This window comes from Methylobacterium sp. E-025 (assembly GCF_022829705.1).
In the GTDB taxonomy this organism is placed as follows: Bacteria; Pseudomonadota; Alphaproteobacteria; order Rhizobiales; family Beijerinckiaceae; genus Methylobacterium.
This window is the reverse complement of the sequence record NZ_JAKSYR010000061.1, coordinates 1-19,170: the sequence shown is the minus strand read 5'-3', so window position 1 is coordinate 19,170 and position 19,170 is coordinate 1. Positions and strand designations below refer to the sequence as shown.

The following is a 19,170-nucleotide window of genomic DNA, read 5'->3' as shown; positions in this document are numbered from 1 at the left end:
GACGGTTGCTCATCCCAACTAGGGGGGAAAGCCGGCGCGAACGCCTCCGGTGCCGGCGGCCGGTATGTCAGCGAGGCATGCGGGCGCACGCCGTTGTAGTGACGGCGCCAGCTTTCGATGACGACCTGCGCTTCTCTGAGTGTGTGGAAGATCTCGCCGTTGAGAAGTTCGTTGCGAAGATCGTACAAGCTTGGATCATCGGAGTCGGAGAAAACACGGCCTACATCACGCCAGGCTCACCGTGGGAGAATGGCTACGTCGAAAGCTTCAACGCACGGCTTCGCGACGAACTTCGCAACGGCGAGATCTTCCACGCACTCAGAGAAGCGCAGGTCGTCATCGAAAGCTGGCGCCGTCACTACAACGGCGTGCGCCCGCATGCCTCGCTGAAATACCGGCCGCCGGCACCGGAGGTGTTCGTGCCAGCCTTCTCCGCTTGGCCGGCTGCGCTCGCCCGACCAGCTCCGCCGGCCAAGCTGCCCGTGGCGGAGCGGCCCACCGTGCACTAACTTCACCCTTGGACCACCTCGCGGGGGCCGATCAAGGAAAAACGAGCCTCTCGGAAAGATCGTTCTAAGCGTCTGACGCACAGTCCCGAGCGTCGGCCTCAAACGAGCCGGTCCAGCGCGCGGCGGCCACTTCACGACTGGATCGCGCCGTTTCGCCGGGAGATCGCGGATGCCCCGATGCCCGGCCGGCAGGATGCGGCGGCCGCCGTGCGCGGATTGGAACAGGGCGCTCCAGCCTTCACCACCGTATCCAACGCATGGGGTAGAGTGTCGAGAACTGCGCGGCATGAGAATCTGAGATCGAGGCAGCGGGCGCCCATGGATCAACGCGTTGCCAGAGCAGAGGGCCGCGTACTCCGGACTATGGCTTTTGGCTGGGCGGCAGGATCATCGCGGTGTCTGGGTCGGAGACGTCGCCCTCCTGTTGCTGATCGAGCGAGAGCTTGGCCGCGAGGTCCGGCTCCTGTCCGTTCGCCAACTCCTGCGCAGCCGCAACTTCCTTATCACGTGCCTGCTCCGCCGTGAGCTCGCCGCGCACCACCGCCCGGGCCAGGTTCAGGCTCAGGACGTTCTCGGCCTCGCTAGCGCCGTAGACGGTGAGCGTGCCTCGCGTCCGGTCCGGAATGACGCTGCCGTTGAAGGTGGCGACCGCGCTGAAGAAGTTGAGCGGGACTTTGTAGGGCAAGCTCTGCTCCAGCACGTCGTTGTGCTTGGCCGGGAAATCGTGCTCGGCTCCCATCTTGTGCACCACCGTCCGGATCCAAGGCCCGTTGCGGTGCCAGATCAGCAGCGTCGCCGTCTGCTCCTGGGGTGCGCCGTACTTGTCAGCAACGGCTTCAGCGGCCTTGCGGGACGGCTCGGGCCAATCCTGCGCGAGGCGCTCGGCGGCCCCTGCGGGGCCCGCGGACAGCGCGAGGACGAGAGCGAGGATGCATCGGCTGCGGTTCTGCGAGGGCATGCGCTTCCCTGACGGCGCCGGGGGCAGCACGGCTTCCTGCAGCGAATGGGAATCGCTGTCACGCCGCCGCGTTGCTCCGGGTCTACGCCGGGTATAGGCCGAGCACCCGAGAATGGTTCCAGGGAGATGCCCGATGGTGCAGCTGATGTCGCTGGACGTGAATGGGCGCGTGGCGCCCGTGAGCGTGGACGACCCCGATACGCCGCTCCTCTACGTGCTACGCGATGATCTCGGCCTGCACGGGCCGCGCTTCGGCTGCGGGCTGGGCCAGTGCGGCGCCTGCACGGTGCATGTCGATGGGCAGGCGGTGCGCTCCTGCATCACCCCGGTCTCGAGCCTAAAGGCGGGGGCCAAGATCGTGACGCTCGAAGGGCTCGGCACCCTGGACAAGCCGCACCCGGTGCAGGCGGCCTTCATCGCCGAGCAGGCGGCGCAATGCGGCTACTGCATCAACGGCATGATCATGCAGTCGGCTGCCCTGCTCAACGAGACGCCGAAGCCCAACGAGACCGCGATCCGGCAGGCGCTCGCCCCGAATCTCTGCCGGTGCGGCACCCATCAGCGGATCGTGCGCGCCGTCCAGCGCGCGGCCGGCACACTCTGACAGAGGTTGTTGTCATGACCGCACCCGCCCTCTCCCGCCGCAGCCTGCTCCTTCAGGGCGGCGCCCTCGTGGTCGGCTTCTCGCTGTCCGGCCGCGGCGCCAGCGCCCAGAGCTTCGCGCCGGTCGCCACCAACGGCTTCGCGAAGCCCGTCGCCTCGGACCGCGTCGACAGCTTCCTGGCGCTCGGCGCCGACGGTCACGCCACGATCTTCTCCGGCAAGGTGGATCTCGGCACCGGGGTCGAGACCGCCCTGACGCAGATCGCGGCTGAGGAACTCGACCTGCCGCTCGACCGCGTGACCGTCGTCCAGGGCGATACGGCGCTGACGCCGGATCAGGGACCGACCTACGGGAGCCTCTCGATCCAGAAGGGCGGCGTCGAAATCCGGCAGGCGGCGGCGACGGCCCGCGCGCGCCTCGTGCAGATGGCCAGCGAGCGCCTCGGCGTACCGGCCGACGAGCTGGTGAGCGAGAACGGCACCGTCCGGCCGAAAGCTGGCGGCCAGGGCCTCTCCTACGCCGATCTCGTGAAGGATGGGCGCCTCGACCTCAAGGTCGATCCGGCGGTCAAGACGAAGGATCCGGCGCAGTTCGCCCTCGTCGGCAAGCCGGTGGCGCGGGTCGACATACCCGAGAAGATGACCGGCCGTTTCACCTACATGCAGGATTATCGCGTGCCCGGCATGGTGCATGCGCGGGTGGTCCGTCCCCCGACCATCGGGGCGGATCTGCAGGGCGTGGATGAGGCCTCGGTCGCGGACATCCCAGGACTGATCAAGGTCGTGCGCCAGGGTAACTTCCTGGCCATCGTCACCGAGAAGGAGTGGGCGGCCGTGAAGGCCGCAAAGCAGCTGAAGGCGACGTGGTCGGAATGGGAAGGCCTGCCCGAGCAGGGCAAGCTCTGGCAGCACGTGCGCGCCACGAAGGTCACCAAGGACGACGTCACGAGCAGCACGGGCGATGCCGAGGCGGCGCTCGGACAGGCGGCCCGGAAGCTCGAAGCGACGTACGATTTCGCCATCCATACCCACGGCTCGATCGGGCCGTCCTGCGCCATCGCAGAGCTGAAGGACGGGTTCCTGACCTGCTGGACGGCCTCGCAGATGACGCACGCCCTGCGCAAGCAGCTCGCGGCGATGACCGGCCTCGCGCCGGAGGCGGTGCGCTGCATCTACGTCGAGGGCTCGGGCTGCTACGGCCGCAACGGCCACGAGGACGCGGCGGGCGACGCCGCCCTTCTCGCCCGCGCGGTCGGCCGCCCCGTGAGGGTCCAGTGGTCGCGCGCCGACGAGCACGGCTGGGATCCGAAAGGACCGCCGACCCTGATCGACCTGAAGGCCGGGCTCGACCCGCAGGGCAACGTCACCGCCTGGTCCTCCCAGTTCCACATCCCGGAGGGGGCGGCCGGTAACGTGCCGCTGGTGGCGGCCTCGCTGGCCGATCTGCCGCACGAGACTACGATGGCGCCGGGCAACATCATCGGCAACTCGGCGCTGCCCTACGCCTTTCCGAACGTGCGCACGGTCTGCCACCGGCTGGCCTCGACGCCGTTCCGGCCCTCCTGGATCCGCACCCCCGGGCGGATGCAGAACACCTACGCCAACGAGGCCTTCCTCGACGAGTGCGCGGCGGCAGCCGGCGCCGACCCGCTGGAGTACCGCCTGCGGGCGCTGAAGGATCCGCGCGGCATTGAGGTGCTGAAGCGGGTTGCCGAACTCGCCATGTGGCAGGCGCGCCCCTCGCCGGTGAAAGACGCCGCGGGCGACGTGCTGCGCGGCCGCGGAATCTCCTACGTGAAGTACGAACTCAATCGCACCTACGTAGCGGGCGTGGCCGAAGTCGAAGTGAATCGCAGCACCGGGCAGGTGCGCGTGCCGCGCTTCTTCGTGGTCCAGGATTGCGGGCAGATCATCAACCCCGACGGCGTGCGCAACCAGCTCGACGGCAATGTCATCCAGACCGTCAGCCGGGTGCTGCTGGAGGAGGTCACCTTCGATCGCGGCGCCGTGACGAGCCTCGACTGGTCGAGCTACCCGATCCTGACCTTCCCGGACGTGCCCGAGGTCGTGATCGACCTGATCGACCGGCCAACCGAGAAGCCGTGGGGCGCCGGCGAGCCGTCCGCCGCCATCGTGCCGGCGGCGGTCTCGAATGCAGTCTTCGACGCGACCGGCGTACGCGTGCGGTCCGTGCCGTTCACCCCGGCCAAGGTGAAGGCGGCTCTGCAGGGGGCCTGAAACGCGAGCAGGCAGGATCGTCGGGGCGTGGCGCCGGTCCCGCGGCGCGGGCCCGGATCGCGATCCACCGGCCGCGCCGCGGACACCGGGTGGTGCCTCGGCCGCCGGGATCGACGCAGCTTGATCGAGGCGGCTGGCATGGGCCGGCCCGTGCCGGGGTCCGGTCCGACATCCTTTGACCGCACCGTGGCGGCGCTCGAACATCTGCTGCTTTATGTTCGTCCCGTACGCCGGCTCCTCGACGGCGGCCGGACAAGGATGGAGCTGTTGGGGGCCTACCCTAACATCGCGAGCGGACCGCCTGCCTATGCCGACGAGGCGAGAAGACACTCCCACCGACCCTGCCGAAGGCGCTTCACGCTGCCCTCCGACATTAAAGTGCTTAGATAGTACTAGGCTGTGAGACGTGGTATCGGATCCGCAAAGCCCCACAGCGCTCGTTGCAGGTTTACCCGGAAGCGGACGTTCCGCATCCAACTCCACACGGATGCAACAAGGGATCTAGTGGTTGAGCCCTGACGGTTGAGTCCGTGTGGGGTTTCGGTTTGCGCCCCATCCTGCGAGTCTGGCGGGATGCGCAGTGGCATCTCTTTCACGCTCTCCGCCTCGGATCGCCTTCGGCTCGAAGCACTCGTCGCGGATCGAAACACGTCGCAGAAGCACGTCTGGCGCGCCCGTATCGTACTGCTGAGCGCCGATGGGCTGGGGACGCATGCGATCATGCGTGAGGCGGGCGTGTCCAAGACGGTGGTCTGGCGCTGGCAGGACCGCTTCGCGCAGGAGGGCGCCGATGGGCTCCTTCGGGACAAAACGCGACCGGCGCGCATCCCGCCGCTGGGGTCGGAGGTGGCGGCGCGCGTGGTGGCTCTGACGCAAGGAGAACCACCCGGCGAGACCACGCATTGGACGGCCGCCGCCATGAGCAAGGCCGCGGCCATCAGTGTCTCGTCGGTGCAGCGGATCTGGTGGGGGCACGGCCTACAGCCGCATCGAGTCCGGCAGTTCAAGCTCTCCACCGACCCGGCCTTCGTCGCCAAACTGCGCGACGTCGTCGGGCTCTACGTCGACCCGCCGGCCCACGCCGTCGTGCTCTCGGTCGACGAGAAGAGCCAGATCCAGGCGCTCGCCCGCACGCAGGAGCCGTTGCCGATGAAGCCGGGCCGGCCGACGACGCGCACCCACGATTACAAGCGCCGCGGCACGACGACCCTGTTTGCCGCCCTGGACGTGCTGGAGGGCAAGGTGATCGGCCGCTGCATGCAGCGCCACCGGCATCAGGAGTTCATCCGCTTCCTCAATGCGGTCGAGGCGGCGGTTCCGGCGGGCAAGATCGTCCACGCGATCCTGGACAACTATGCCGTCCACAAGCACCCGAAGGTCCGTGCCTGGCTCGACCGCCACCCGCGCTGGACCTTCCACTTCACCCCGACCTCAGCCTCGTGGCTCAATGCCGTCGAGGGCTTCTTTGCCAAGCTCGCAAAACGCCGGCTCCGACGTGGCGTGTTCGGATCGCTGATCGAGGTACAGGCCGCCATCAAACGCTTCATCGCCGAGAGCAACGGCAATCCGAAGCCGTTCGTCTGGACCGCCGACCCGGATCGCATCATCCAGGCCGCAAAGCGCGGGCACCAAGTGTTAGACTCGTACCACTAGGAGGCACCCGACAGCGGATATTCTCTGCGCCATTTCAGTGATCTGGGTCAGTTAATCTTGCTCACTGGCAGGCGGTTCGTAGGATGAAGGATTGTTGCGGCGATCCATGACCTCATGGTTTGACTGAAAAACTCCAGGGACGGCAGATCGATCGGATATTCTAGGCCGACTTGCTGGTCTGACGGTTGTCGAGCTTGCGCAATTCGGTGGCGATGTCCTGGAGACTGGAATCACCCTTGCGCAAAACGCGATCGGCTTCTGATAACCGGTCCCGCTCCTCGGCCGTGACGTCCCGGGCGCTGAGGACCACTACCGGCACGTCGGCGCAACCCGGCAATCTTCGCAAGCGGTCAAGGAACGAGAACCCGTCCATCACCGGCATGGTGAGATCGAGAAGGACGAGGCGCGGCACGCCAAGCCCGACCTGCTCGAGCGCCTCGCGGCCGTCGCCGGCCTCGCGGACGCTCCAGCCGTTGCGTTCAAGGGCCGTCCGTAGGCGGTGCCGCATGTCCGCGTCGTCATCGACCACGAGGACGTCGCCGTCCGCTGCTCGGAACTGATCCAGGATCGTCCGGAGGCGCGCCCAGTCCACCGGCTTCGGCACCGCCTCGATGGCACCGAGCGAGGCGCTGAGAGTCGCGTCGGCAACGAAGCTCACCATCACCACCGGGATGCCGGCAGTCTCGGGATCCGACTTGAGAGCGGCGAGCACCGACCAGCCGTCCATCTCGGGCATCATGACGTCGAGGAGGATGGCGCGGGGCTTGAGCGACTGGGCGAGGTTGAGGCCGGTGCGCCCGTCCGCCGCCGTGCGCACGGAAAAGCGCTGGCGTTCGAGGAACCGGGTCATGAGCTCGCGCTGGGATGCCTCGTCGTCGATCACCAGCACCAAGTCATCCATGCGTTCGCCGTTCTCCGGTACGGCATCCGGCGCGACATCGACCGTCCGGTCCGGTGCCACCGCCGGCACGCGCAGGGTGAAGCTCGTTCCCTCGCCCTCGACGCTCGTCACGGAGATGTCGCCGCCGAGCAACTGGGCGAAGGCGCGGCTTAGAGCCAATCCAAGACCGGTGCCGCCATAGTTGCGTGTGGTGCTCTCGTCGGCCTGCGTGAAGCGCTCGAACAGGCGCCCGACCTGCTCCGGGTTCATGCCGATGCCCGTATCCCGCACCGTGAACTGGAGCCAGCCGCCGCGGATACCCGCCTCGCGCCCGGCTTCCAGCGTGATGGTGCCGCCCTCGGTGAACTTGGCGGCGTTCGAGAGCAGGTTGAACAGGCACTGGCGCAGCTTCACCGCGTCCGTTCGGGCTCGGCCGACGCCATCGGCCACGTCGAGCACGAGGACGTTTCCCTTCTTCCCGACGAGCGCCTCGACGGTGGCGGCCGCGTCCGTGACGAAGGCGGCGACGTCGATGTCCTCGGGGTAGAGCTCCATCTTCTCCGCCTCGACCTTCGACAGGTCGAGCACGTCGTTGATCAGGCCGAGGAGGTGCTGGGCGTTCGATTTGATTTTTCCGAGATCCTTGAGGAGGCTCTCCTGACCGAGCTCCTCCGCCTCCTCCTCGAGCATCTCGGAATAGCCGATTACGGCCGAAAGCGGCGTGCGCAGCTCATGGCTCATGTTGGCCAGGAACCGGCTCTTCGCCCGGCTGTGCTCCTCGGCCGCGTCCCGCGCCTCCTTGAGCGCCACCTCGAACGCGTGCCGCTCGGTGATGTCCTCATGGACGCCCACCCACTCCCGGATCGCGCCGTCGGCATCGCGCACCGGCACTGCCCTTGCCACGTAGCGGCGCCAGCCCGCCTGGGCGGTGCGCACGCGATGCTCGACCGTGTAAGGGGCCTCGGCTCGCAATGCGTCGGTCCAGGTCGCGATCGTCGCCGGGAGATCCTCGGGATGGATCGCCTTCGCCCAGCCCGCGCCCATGTACTGCTCTGGGGTGTGCCCGGTGATCTCCGCCCACCCTGCTTGCTCCTCGACGAAATGCCCGGCGGCGTCAGTCGTCCACATCACGCCGTTGACGGCCCTGACGGCGGATCGGAAGCGCGCCTCGCTGACGTGCAGGCGTCGCTGCACCCGACGCTGGTCGAGCGAGGAAGCGATCATCGCCAGGAACAGGACGAGGAAGGTAACGCCGGCGACCGCCAGGGCGAGGTCGCGTTGGCCCGCCGCCAGGATGGCTACGTGGGCCGCATGGGCGCCGCTCTCCTGCGCGGTGAAGGTCGCCGCGGCCATCCCGGTGTAGTGCATCCCAGCGACCGCAAGCCCCATCACGCAGGCGGCGGCGAGTTTCTGCCAGGGCCGATTGCGGCGGAAGGTAAGCCACAGGGCTGCGGTCGCAGCCGTGACCGCGATGGCGACCGAGACCGCCACCACAGCCGGGTTGTAGGCAAGGTTGCCCGGCACGCGCATCGCCGCCATGCCGGTGTAGTGCATCGCCGCCACGCCAAGGCCCATAAGCGGGCCCGCGACCAGCAACGAGCCCGCACCCGTTCCCCGGCGTGCAACCCAGGCAAAGGCGCCGGCCGTGACACCCACCGCGATCAGCAGTGACAGGACCGTCAGTCCGAGATCGTAGGCCGCCGCCATTCCCATCTCGAAGGCGAGCATGCCGACGAAGTGCATCGACCAGATGCCACCGCCCATCGCCACCGCCGCGCCAGCGCCCCAGGCCCAGCGCGCACCGGCGTCCGGACGCCGGACGCGGGCACCGAGGTCCAGCGCCGCATAGGACGCGAACACCGCGATGACGATGGACAGCGTGACGAGTAGCGGGTTGTATCCGGTATGGGCCATAGGATGTCCGGTGGGGGCACGGGGTCCGTAGCACCGAAAGGCAGCGTTCCTGGGACCAATCTTTCGGCCCGGAAGCGCAAGACCTTGCGAGCCGTCAGCGCGATGGCTCTCGAAGGATCAGGCCGGGCTTGGCGAAACCACCGAACGCAGCAGCCTAGTGAGGTCGTCGAGACCGACCTGGCCCTTTCTGAGGACCTTGTCGGCCCGTCCGGCCAGACGCCGCCGGTCGTTCACGTCGACGTCCTTGGCCGTCAGCACGACGACCGGGATCGAACCCCATTCCGGCTTGGCCCGCAGGGTGGCGAGGAACGCGAAGCCATCCATCTCCGGCATCATCACATCGAGAAGGATGAGGCAGGGTTGCACTGTCGCGACGACCCCGAGCCCGACCTTGCCGTTCTCGGCCGTGACGACCCGCCAGCCTTCCCGGGTGAGGTGGGTCGACATACGATCCCGTGTGTCGGCATCGTCATCGATGACGAGTAGCGGGCCTTCGTGGTCCCGGGGTCGGAAGCGGTCCATCACCCCCTGAAGCTCGTCCCAGTCCACCGGCTTCTGCAGGTAGTCGGTGGCTCCGAGGGAGAAGGCTAGGTTCTGCTCGTCCAGCACGGTGACCATGACTACGGGCGTGTTGCCGAGTTCTGGATCTCCCCGGAGTTCTTGTAATACCGACCAGCCGTCCAGCTGCGGCATGGTCACGTCGAGCAGGATAACCCGGGGCCTCAGGGTCCGCGCAATCTCCAGGCCCTCCCGCCCGTCGACGGCGGCGACGGCCTTGAACCCGTCGCGTTCGAGGAAGCGGGTGAGGAGATCACGCGTCGCCGGATCATCATCGACGACGAGGACGACGTCCTTGCCGCACACATCGTCGGATAGAGGCATCCCGACATCCGCTTCCATTGCCGGCTGGTCGTTGGTGCCAGCGATGCGGGCCGGGACCGAGATGGTGAAGGTGGTTCCTCGACCCTCCTCGCTCGCCACCTTGATATCGCCGCCCAGCATGGATGCGAACGCCTGGGTGATGGACAGCCCGAGGCCGGTGCCGCCAAACTTCCGCGTCGTCGAGGCATCCGCTTGGGTGAAGCGCTCGAACAGGCGCGCCTGCTGGTCCGGGCTCATGCCGATCCCGGTGTCGCTCACCTGGAAGGTCAGCCAACTCTCACCGTCGCGTTCCCCCCGTTCGGCCTTCAGGGCGATCCGGCCACCTTCCGTGAACTTGGCGGCGTTGCTCAAGAGGTTGATCAGGCACTGGCGCAGTTTGGTCACGTCGGAACGCGCTTCGCCGAGGTCATCGGCGAGGTCCAGCGTGAGGACGTTCACTTTTGCGGCGACGAGGGATTCGACCGTCGAGGCGACGTCGCGGACGATCGCGTCGATGGCGAAGTCCTCGACGTAGGTCTCCATCCGCTCCGCCTCGATCTTCGACAGGTCGAGCACGTCATTGATCAGACCGAGGAGGTGGCGCGCGTTCGCCTCGATCTTGCGCATGTCGGGAAGCAGGTCGTCGTGGCCGCCGTCCTCCATCTCCTCCTGCAGCATCTCCGAGTAGCCGATCACCGCCGAGAGCGGGGTGCGCAGCTCATGGCTCATGTTGGCGAGGAACTCGCTTTTGGCCCGGTTTGCCTCCTCGGCAGCCTCCTTGGCGGCGGCCAACTGGAGCTCGCTCCGCTTGCGCCCGTCGATGTCAGTGACGACGACGACGGCACCGACGCGGTGACCATCAACGTCGAGCATCTGCGCCGCCGAGAACCCAATCCAGGCACGGCTGCCGTCGCCGCGGCGGTAGTCGACCTCAAGATCCGCGCGCGACTCGCCGGCATGCACCACGCGGTCGAGGGGCCAATCCCCGGGCTCGACCTGGCATCCGTCAGAATGGAACCCGACCCAGCGGTCCTTCCGGTCGGCGGACGTATCTGAGACCACATCATGTCCGAGGATCACGGTGGCCCGGGCGTTGTGCCCGACGATGCGGCCCGTCGGAGCCTCGGCGATCAGGACACCGACGGGCAGCGTCTCCATCACCGTGCGGAGGGTGGCCTCGCCGGCCCGCATCCCACGGCGCGCCTCCGCCTCGCCCGCTTCCGCCAACCCGGCCGGAATGGTGCCGGCGAACAGGGTGGCGACGTGGAGGTCGAGGCCGGTGAAGGCATCGGGACGACTGGACTGTAGCTTCAGGACACCGACGGCGGCGTCCCCACGGAGGATCGGGACACAGACTGCCGAGCGGGCGTTGAGCGGGCCGACGAGGTCGCGACGGACGCGAGGGTCAACGAGGAGGTCCGGACACAGCACCGGCTTGGCGGTCGCCAAGCAATGGCCCGAGAGGCTGCCGTCGATGGGGATGCGCAGCCCGACATGGGGTTCGAGCGCACCGCGTGCCGAGCGATAGACGAGGTCGTCGCCCTCACGGAGCTCGATCACTGCGCCCTCGGCTTGGCAGACCGCCGCCATGACACCGCCGACGAGGGTATCGAGGATCACGCCACGGTCCCCTGCCGCCCGAGTCACGCTGGCCTGGGCGGCGATCAGGGCATTCTGCTGCGCGATCAGCGCGGCCTGGCCGGAAAGAAGTCCCTCGCGCTCGGCGACCGAGCGGCGCAGTTCCATCTGGGACATGACTTGCCCCGCCAGCGCGCGTAGGGCTACCGCCTGCCGATCCGTGAGGCCCTCCGGGCGGGGCGCGAGGTCGATCACGCACAGGCTGCCGAGACGCTCGCCGTCGGCCGCCTCCAGCGGCGCCCCGGCGTAGAAGCGCAGGTACGGTTCGCCCGTGACGAGAGGATTGTCCCTGGTACGGGAGTCCAGCGACAGGTCGGCGATTACGAGCAGGTCGGGGGAGCCGAGGACATGCGCGCAGACCGACTTGTCCAGGGAGGTCTCGCAAGGCGCGAAGCCCGACCGCGCCTTGAACCATTGGCGGTCGCCGGCGACCAGGCTGACCAGGGCGACCGGGACAGAGCAGGTCATTCGGGCCAGCTCGACGATGGCGTCGAACCCTTTCTCGGGGGGCGTATCGAGGATGCCGTACCCTCGGAGTGCGTCCAGGCGACGGGCATCGCCGACTTCGGGTGGGAGCGTATCGTCGGTCATGTGCGGCTCGCTCATGGGAACGGATGGGCTCGCCGACGCAAGGCCGTGGGATGACGCGATGCGGTGTTCGGGTGCCCTCGACAACACGGTGACCGTGCGGTGGTTGCCCGCCCGTCCCGGTCACGTCTTCGAGTGGTCCCTGATTGGCGTCTGTTCCGGAGCGACGGGTCACGCCCTGGGGCAGCCGCCGGGGATCAGTCCTTCTCGATGACCGAGACCTTCCCATCCCGCTCGACGATGGCAACGGCGACCTGATCCATGTCATCGAGGCCCTGTTGGCGGGCGGCGGTGCGCACGTCGGCCTGCTGCATCCGCAGGCGCCGCATCTGGGTCTCGTCCCAGTCGCCGTCTCGGTAGACGACGATGGGCGTGCCGTCGCAGATACGCTCGAACCAGACGTAGCGCAGCTTCAGCCACGAGACGGCCACGTGCATGAGGCCGACGGTGAAGATCGCGCTCATCGCGCCGACGAACGACTTGTCGTCGCCGAGCACCGCGCTGACGCTCATACCGCCGAACAGGAACAGCACCACCATGTCGATGGGGGCCTGCTGGCTCGCGGTCCGGCGTCCGATGAGGCGGATGACGAAGAGAACGACGAGGTAGGCGGCCGCGGCCTTGAAGACGGTGCTCATGCCTACGGCACCGAATACTGCGACCAGGGCAGGGTCTCGCCTGCATCCAGCCGTGCCCAGAGATGGATGCTGCCGCGGAAGCCGGGCGAGCCCGCGAACAGGATGGTGACGCGTTCCTGACCCTTCACGACGGGGAACTCCATGCGGATGCTGTCGGCGCCGGCTTCCCAGACAGAAGGACGCGGGATGATGCTCTCCAACCCAAAATGGTCGGCCAGCCCCTTTGCCATGGTCACGGCGACCTTATCGCCGCCGGGCGGGACGCGGGTGTCGAACTGGACCTTGGTCGGGGCGCCGAAGCGGACCACCGGCTCGTAGCGGAGCTTGATCGAGGCATCGGCGTTGGCAGCCTCGCGCTCGCTGAACAGACCCTGCCCGAACGCTCCGAGGACGGAGGCGCCCACGAATGCGACCATGGCCCAACGGCCGATGATCTCGGCACGCCGCCAACGTCCCTCGAACGCCGGGTAGAAGCCGCGCGCGATCTCCTCGCGCATCGGCGGGTCGGGATGGATGACGTCCAAGATATTTTCCTTGGGCACGGATCTGGGCGGAACCGCCCGGGACGGGAGCCAAGTCGTCGGACCTGCCGTTGGCTCCCTGCAGGTGCGGCGTTACTTGGGATGACGCGGGAACGTGATCGCTCCTTCGAGTCGGCAAACCGGATCACGCCCGCCCGAATGCGGCTGCGATCCGGCTCGGTCTCTCAGGCGGCGAGCGGTTTGGCCGTCCGAATCTTCCCATAGAGCTCGACGTGGATCTCGTGGCGAATGCCGTCCTTGGCGCCTACGATCTCGAAGTGCTTCGGCTTGCGTTGAGGCTCTCCCTCGACGGCGTAGCCCTCGGCCTTGACCGCCGCGAGGACCGCCGCCGGATCGGCCGGGGTCTGGTTCGCCTTTTCCGTGTGAAGCTTCGGCGGCCACGCGATCTCGCAGACGGTGCCGTCCTTGAGGGTGATGAGCGTCACTTTGATTTCCGAGGGCTTGGGCTCGCCCGTGATCGTAACTGTGTCGCCATGGGCGATTGCGATGACCTCGGCGCCCTTCGGCCCAAGGTCGGCGAGGATGCGTCCTTCCTTGCCATCGATGGCGAAGCGGTGGCCGAAGACGGCCCAGACGGTGCCGGTGATGGTCTGCATGTCGTTCATGTCGTGTCTTCCTCGGGTGTCGTGTGCCGGCCTGGGCCACGGGATGCCCGGCGTACCTGGACGGGGCCAATTCCTGGCGATGCCGGTGGAGACTGGCATCGGCCCCTGTCGGGGCTGACGGCTCTCTAGGGCCAGGGTTCGAACTCATCCTGAACCGCGCCGTTCAACCTCCGTTAAGCGCCGGCGACCCGGCCCGACCGCTCATCGGATCGGGACTGTCATCTCGAAACGGAGTCCGCTGGCGTCGATGGTCCGGTGGAAGCACCCCTGCAGGCTCAGCTTGATGATTTGCCTTGCGCGAACAGTGCCCGCCCCTGTGTGCCGATCGCCGATGAGAACTTGCTGGCGACCTAATCGGCGGGCGGAACCGGGTCTTGATTTTGATATGCCCCGCAAAGGTCAGTCAGAGGGCTTGCGAGAAGAACCATCGCGTTCGCTCGGCCTGAGCGGAGGCAAGAAATGTTGCCAACGGGCCGTGCTCGACGACTACGCCGCGGTCGGTGAAATAGATCTGTCGGCTACACCACCGTCACCTTTTCCGACGGACTCTGTCTGAAACGGACCAGCGTCTTACGGCCAAAACCTGCCAAATGTCGAACGTCCGCCTCTGGAGTTTGACGCTTAAAAGCAGACTGGCAGAAAACCACCCGACCCGGACTTGGTGATCCTCCACCAAGCTGCCACGAAGTGGACCTTCCGAGGATCTGTGAAGGGTCGATACCGGACGGTCGCATACCCTGCCTGCTACCCGGCCGAAGGCCAACTTCCGCTCTTGGCGCAAAGCGGCGATGCTGGATGGCGTGGTTGGGTGGATTGGCGACCGTCCGCTTTTGAGCGGGAGTTCGAAGAAGCAGACGCTGTCGCGCCCATTCACGATCCTCCTCGCACTCCTTAGGCATGCGCTCTGGGATTGGGCCACCAAGTCGACCGAGGCTGACGTCTGCGATTTACAATCGGAAACGCGGCTCGGCTGTTGGTGCGACTAGCCTCACGCCTCGCTTCACCCATCCACGTTCCAAGACGAGCCGCAGCGCATTTAAGGTGCCCTTAAGCTGAGGGGCGCGGAGACCCTGCGCCGGCCTCTTGGGCTCCGGCTCAGCGGAACTTTGGATTCGATGCCTCAACACACCACGTTATCGTCTCCGAGCCGTCGCGGCCTCCTGTCGGCCGCCGCCCTCGGCGGGATGGGCCTGCTCGCCGGCCGAGCTCGCGCCGACACCTTTGATTTTCATATCCCGGGCGGCCCGAGCACCCGGCCCATGACTACGTTATATCCCGAGAAGGGGCGTATGATCGTCCAGCGCACCCGGCCGCCTTGGCTGGAGACGCCGTTCGAGGTCTTCGACACCGGCGTGTTCACCCCGAACGACCAGCACTTCGTCAGCTGGCATTGGGCCACCTTCCCGACTCGCATCGACACCGACAGCTTCGCCCTGAAGGTCCACGGCCTCGTCGAGCGGTCGCAGGCGCTGTCGCTGCGTGAGTTGATCCACGATCTGCCGCGCTTCGAGATCGCGGCGGTCAGCCAGTGCGCCGGCAATTCGCGTCTCTACGCGCAGCCCCGGGTCGCCGGTGCCCAATGGGCGAACGGCTCCATGAGCAACGCTCTCTATGCCGGTGTGCGCCTCAAGGATGTCCTTGATCGCGCCGGCGTGAAGGCCGGGGCCACCCATGTGCAGTTCGGCGGCCTCGATGAGCCGCAGCTGCCTGACGCACCGAAATTCGTGAAGGCTCTGGACATCGATCACGCCCGCGACGGCGAGGTCATGCTGGCCCTTGCGATGAACGGCCAACAACTGCCGATGCTCAACGGCTTTCCGCTCAAGCTCATCGTCCCCGGCTGGTCAGCCGTCTACTGGATCAAGATGCTCGACGACATCGAAGTGACAGACCACCCCGACCCGAGCGTCTGGACGACCCGGAGCTACCGGGTGCCGGATACGCCCCACTACACGGTCGAGCCCGGGCAGAAGGGCTTCGGCATGATCCCGATCACCCGGAACCTGCCCCGCGCATTCGTGACCAACCTCAAGCCGGGCGACATCGTCCCGGTCGGGGTGCCGCAACCGGTGCGCGGCATCGCCTTCGGGGGCGACCGCGGGGTCGCCGCGGTGGACCTGTCGCTCGATGGCGGCCGGACCTGGCAGCCCACGACCCTTGGCAAGGATGAGGGCACCTACAGCTTCCGGCAATGGCAGGCCACGATCAGCCTCCCCGCTCGCGGGGCGCACACCGTGATAGCCCGCTGCATCAACACCGACCGGGTGATGCAGCCGATGCGGCGCGTCTGGAACCCGGGGGGGTACATGTCCAACCAGGTCGAGACCCTCGACCTCGTGGCGGCCTGAGGGGTGAGCGCGACCATGTCCCGATCCCTCCGCACCACCCTGCTGGCCGCGCTCATTGCCGGCTTTCTTGCCGGCCCGGTGCCGGCCTTCGCCGCCGCGCCGCTGGAGCTTCGCCCGACGCCCGAAATCGACTTGCCCTTCGGCGACGATGTTGGTTTCCCCGCCGGGCCGGGCTCCGACGTCATCGCGTCGAACTGCACGGCTTGTCACTCCGCCGACCACACCCTGAACCAGCCCGCCCTCTCGCGGGAGGAGTGGCATGCGGTCGTCGACAAGATGATCACCGCCTACAAGGCTCCGATCACGCCGGAGGATGCGCGGGTGATCGTCGACTACCTCGCCCGGGTCAAAGGCGAGCCGTAGCGGGCGGAGCACGCCTGGCGAGCCCGGGGCCGAAGATCGCGCTCGCCTTGAGGCCGGGGCCGCCGTCCCGTCCGTCGAGGTGCAGGCGGGCGCCGGATTGCATCAGCGCCATGGTGACAATCGAGAGGCCGAGGCCGCTGCCGAGCTTCGCCCGCCGGCTGCCGCGCACGAAGCGCTGGATCACCAGGGCGCGCTCCGACTCGGCAATGCCGGGTCCCTCGTCGGTGATCGACAGGGTGGCGCTTCCATCCGCGCCGAGCGCGGCATCCCAGGTGATCGCCCCCTCCGGGGGGGTCATCGACAGGGCGTTCTCCATCAGGTTGCGCATGGCGAGGTCGAACAGGTCCTCGTCCATTTGGATCTCGAGCTCGATGAGGGCGGGTGCGAAGGCGACGCGCTCCGACGTCGGCACGCCGCCCATCCCTGCAAGCAGATCGCGCAGGCGCTCCTCCACGGGGATCCAGGCGATGGTGGCTGGGCGCCCGCCGCTGTCGAGGCGCGAAACCGTCAGGAGTTGCTCGACGAGGCGTGCCGATTGATCGACCGCGCGCAGGGTCTGGGCGAGGGCGGCATCCCGCATGGCGGCGCCGGGCGCCTTCATGGCCACTTGAACCTGCGTCTTCAGGCCGGCCAGCGGCGTCCGCAACTCGTGCGCCGCATAGGCCAGGAAGGTGCGCTCGTGTTCGCGCGCAGCCGCGACCTTACCGAACAGCCGGTTCAGCGCATCGACCAGCGGCCGGATCTCCGACGGCATTCGGCCGGTCTCGACCCGCTCCAGGTTGTCGGCATCCCGGGCGGCGAGGTCGCGGGTCGCGCGGTTCAACAGCCGCAGGCCCCGGCCGACGCTGAGCCAGATGAGCGGCGCCAGGATCGGCAGGACGCAACCGGCGGTGAGCAGCAGGCTTTCGACGAGGCCGTGCTCCAGTTGCCGCCGCTGCCCGAGATTGTCGCCCACGAGGATGCGGAAGCCCTTGGCGGGGTCGGACAGGGCGTAGACACGCCAAGCTTGACCCTCGACCACGCGGTTCGAGAACCCTTCGTGCTGGTCCGACAAGACCGGATCCGGCGACCCGTCCGAGGCGCCGATCAGGCGCCCGTCCAGGGACCAGATCTGGCAGCTGAGGTGACGGTCGTAACGCACCACCCGCGCAAGGGCGTCGCCGTCTTCGGCCACCTGCCGTGCGGCCCCCGCCCGCGCCGGCGTGAACAAGCTGTCGACCATGCGGGCCGCCTCCATGAGGCGGCGGTCGAGGATGCTCTCGAACTGGGCGCGGCTGTCGACATAGGTCCAGGCGATGGCGGCGAGCCAGACCAGCCCGGTTGCCGTGACCAGGGTGACGAACAGGCGCATGCGCAGGGAGTTCACGCACGCTCCTCCCGGATGCAGTAGCCGAGGCCGCGCACGGTCTCGACCGCGTCTCGTCCGATCTTGGCGCGCAGATTGTGGACATGAACTTCAAGCGCGTTGCTGCCGATCTCCTCGTTCCAGCCGTAGAGGCGGGCTTCCAGCTGGCTTCGGGACAACACACGGCCGGGCCGCTCGATCAGCGCCTCCAGCAAGGCGAACTCCCGGCGCGAAAGGTTAAGCGCGACGCCCGCCCGCGCGACCAACCGGCTGCTCAAGTCGATCGTGAGGTCGCGCCACGCGAAGGTTGCAGAGGCGCGTCCTGCCGCCCGCCGGATCATGACACGAAGCCGGGCTGAGAGCTCGCCCAGGTCGAACGGCTTGCCCATGTAGTCGTCCGCGCCGCGGTCGAGCCCGGCGATCCGGTCGGCGACGGCGTCGATCGCGGTGAGGACCATGATCGGTGTGGCGTCGTCCCGCGCGCGGATGTGGCTCAGCACGTCCAGTCCGGAGCCGTCGGGCAGCATCAAATCCAAGATCGCCGCGCTGTAATGCGTCGCATCGAAGATCGACATCGCGTCCCCGCATGTGGCAACGCAGTCCGCGGTCATGCCATGCAACGACAACCCTGAGACCAGGCCGTCCGAAAGCACGGGGTCGTCTTCGAGAACGAGGATGCGCACAGAACGTTCGCTTCAGGGTTGCGCATGTGCCGCGATCGCGCCGAAGTACCACGCTAGCGGCGGCTTGGGGCAACTTTGTGGGTTCAGTCCGCGGAATGCGGCTGTAGGCTGCGGTCATGCCTCCGCGGCGCGCTCAAGAACACGCTACGCCTTCGGCTCTCCCGCGATGAAAGAGCTGCTTCCGAATAGGTACATCTTGGACCGACGTTTCGTCGGACGGGCAACGAGGCGGCTGTCCGCTTCCGCGGTGTCGCCATGACCGGCTTCTACGACCGGAATGGGTCGCAAGCCGAACGGCGGCTCGGCGTGAGACACCGCCCGTCCGCCTCTGTGCCGAGAAGGAGCAGACGCGAACGTCAAAGTCGGGATTGAACGTGGGCCAGAGCGCCTCAGTCGTGAGGTTCTACCTCAGGCGGCTCTGACGGTCGCGAGGAAGCGATCGACTTCCGCCGCGAGGTGCTCGGACTGACGCGATAGCTCGGACGCCGCGCCCAGCACCTGGGTCGCCGCCGCGCCGGTCTCCTCGGCCGCGCCCGCCACGCCGGTGATGTTGCCGGTTACCTCCGCCGTGCCCACAGCCGCCTGGCTGACGTTGCGTACGATCTCCTGCGTCGCCGCGCCCTGCTGCTCCACGGCCGCCGCGATCGAGGTCGCCACGTCGCTGATCTGGCGGATGCGCCCGGTCATGCCGCCGATCGAGGCGACCGCGTGACCAGTCGAGGTCTGGATCTGCGCGATCTGGCCCGAGATCTCGCTCGTGGCCTTGGCCGTCTGCTCGGCCAGCGCCTTCACCTCCGCCGCGAC

At 67.6% G+C, this 19,170-nt stretch carries 14 protein-coding genes and 2 pseudogenes; 6 read left to right on the top strand and 10 right to left on the bottom strand.

Annotated features, from left to right (window positions below; genetic code table 11):
- Positions 1 to 188, bottom strand: a 188-nt coding sequence (locus tag MKK64_RS05685; protein WP_409567896.1) for an integrase core domain-containing protein, incomplete at its 3' end; no start/stop codon positions are given.
- On the opposite strand from MKK64_RS05685, the pseudogene MKK64_RS05680 reads away from it, so the two are divergent.
- Positions 165 to 509: pseudogene (locus MKK64_RS05680) on the top strand (integrase core domain-containing protein); the annotation flags it as partial. The gene MKK64_RS05685 and the pseudogene MKK64_RS05680 overlap by 24 nt on opposite strands.
- A 361-nt stretch (positions 510 to 870) precedes the next feature.
- Here MKK64_RS05680 and MKK64_RS05675 read toward each other — a convergent pair.
- Positions 871 to 1,467 carry a hypothetical protein gene (locus tag MKK64_RS05675; protein WP_243932586.1) on the bottom strand — a complete coding sequence of 199 codons (597 nt, stop codon included), beginning with the start codon at positions 1,465 to 1,467 and terminating at the stop codon, positions 871 to 873.
- A 133-nt stretch (positions 1,468 to 1,600) separates the two neighbouring features.
- Between MKK64_RS05675 and MKK64_RS05670 the strand changes: the two genes are divergently transcribed.
- From MKK64_RS05670 to MKK64_RS05660, 3 genes are all read left to right on the top strand, one after another.
- Positions 1,601 to 2,071: a (2Fe-2S)-binding protein gene (locus MKK64_RS05670; protein WP_243932585.1), complete on the top strand. Its 471-nt coding sequence runs from the start codon at positions 1,601 to 1,603 to the stop codon at positions 2,069 to 2,071.
- 14 nt (positions 2,072 to 2,085) lie between these two features.
- A complete protein-coding gene (locus MKK64_RS05665; RefSeq protein WP_243932584.1) occupies positions 2,086 to 4,308 on the top strand; it encodes a xanthine dehydrogenase family protein molybdopterin-binding subunit in 2,223 nt (740 codons plus the stop codon).
- Between the two features lie 573 nt (positions 4,309 to 4,881).
- Positions 4,882 to 5,961 carry an IS630 family transposase gene (locus MKK64_RS05660; RefSeq protein WP_243932583.1) on the top strand — a complete coding sequence of 360 codons (1,080 nt, stop codon included), beginning with the start codon at positions 4,882 to 4,884 and terminating at the stop codon, positions 5,959 to 5,961.
- 160 nt (positions 5,962 to 6,121) lie between these two features.
- On the opposite strand, the gene MKK64_RS05655 is transcribed toward MKK64_RS05660, so the two are convergent.
- The 5 genes from MKK64_RS05655 to MKK64_RS05635 all read right to left on the bottom strand — a co-directional run bounded on the left by MKK64_RS05655 (position 6,122) and on the right by MKK64_RS05635 (position 13,627).
- Entirely contained in the window at positions 6,122 to 8,755 is a 2,634-nt protein-coding gene (locus MKK64_RS05655) for an MHYT domain-containing protein (protein ID WP_243932582.1), read from the bottom strand.
- Positions 8,756 to 8,872: 117 nt separating this feature from the next.
- Positions 8,873 to 11,845, bottom strand: coding sequence for a response regulator (locus tag MKK64_RS05650; protein WP_243932581.1), 2,973 nt, complete (start codon positions 11,843 to 11,845; stop codon positions 8,873 to 8,875).
- Between the two features lie 194 nt (positions 11,846 to 12,039).
- Positions 12,040 to 12,480 carry a DUF421 domain-containing protein gene (locus MKK64_RS05645; RefSeq protein ID WP_147724779.1) on the bottom strand — a complete coding sequence of 147 codons (441 nt, stop codon included), beginning with the start codon at positions 12,478 to 12,480 and terminating at the stop codon, positions 12,040 to 12,042.
- A 2-nt stretch (positions 12,481 to 12,482) separates the two neighbouring features.
- Positions 12,483 to 12,977 carry a hypothetical protein gene (locus MKK64_RS05640; protein WP_243932580.1) on the bottom strand — a complete coding sequence of 165 codons (495 nt, stop codon included), beginning with the start codon at positions 12,975 to 12,977 and terminating at the stop codon, positions 12,483 to 12,485.
- A 209-nt stretch (positions 12,978 to 13,186) separates the two neighbouring features.
- Positions 13,187 to 13,627 (bottom strand): hypothetical protein, encoded by a 441-nt coding sequence (locus MKK64_RS05635; RefSeq protein ID WP_243932579.1) that lies wholly within the window; start codon positions 13,625 to 13,627, stop codon positions 13,187 to 13,189.
- A 1,289-nt stretch (positions 13,628 to 14,916) separates the two neighbouring features.
- Here MKK64_RS05635 and MKK64_RS05630 point away from each other — a divergent pair.
- Both MKK64_RS05630 and MKK64_RS05625 read left to right on the top strand, forming a co-directional pair.
- Complete coding sequence (locus tag MKK64_RS05630; protein ID WP_243932578.1) at positions 14,917 to 15,975, top strand: molybdopterin-dependent oxidoreductase; 1,059 nt, start codon at positions 14,917 to 14,919, stop codon at positions 15,973 to 15,975.
- A gap of 15 nt (positions 15,976 to 15,990) precedes the next feature.
- Positions 15,991 to 16,338 (top strand): cytochrome c, encoded by a 348-nt coding sequence (locus MKK64_RS05625; protein WP_147840709.1) that lies wholly within the window; start codon positions 15,991 to 15,993, stop codon positions 16,336 to 16,338.
- On the opposite strand, the gene MKK64_RS05620 is transcribed toward MKK64_RS05625, so the two are convergent.
- The 3 genes and pseudogenes from MKK64_RS05620 to MKK64_RS05610 all read right to left on the bottom strand — a co-directional run.
- Positions 16,322 to 17,704, bottom strand: a complete 1,383-nt coding sequence (locus MKK64_RS05620; protein WP_243932577.1) for an ATP-binding protein — start codon at positions 17,702 to 17,704, stop codon at positions 16,322 to 16,324. The genes MKK64_RS05625 and MKK64_RS05620 overlap by 17 nt on opposite strands.
- Positions 17,701 to 18,366, bottom strand: coding sequence for a winged helix-turn-helix domain-containing protein (locus tag MKK64_RS05615; protein ID WP_243932576.1), 666 nt, complete (start codon positions 18,364 to 18,366; stop codon positions 17,701 to 17,703). The genes MKK64_RS05620 and MKK64_RS05615 overlap by 4 nt, the downstream gene beginning before the upstream one ends.
- Positions 18,367 to 18,774: 408 nt before the next feature.
- Positions 18,775 to 19,170 (bottom strand): annotated as a pseudogene (locus MKK64_RS05610) (chemotaxis protein); the annotation flags it as partial.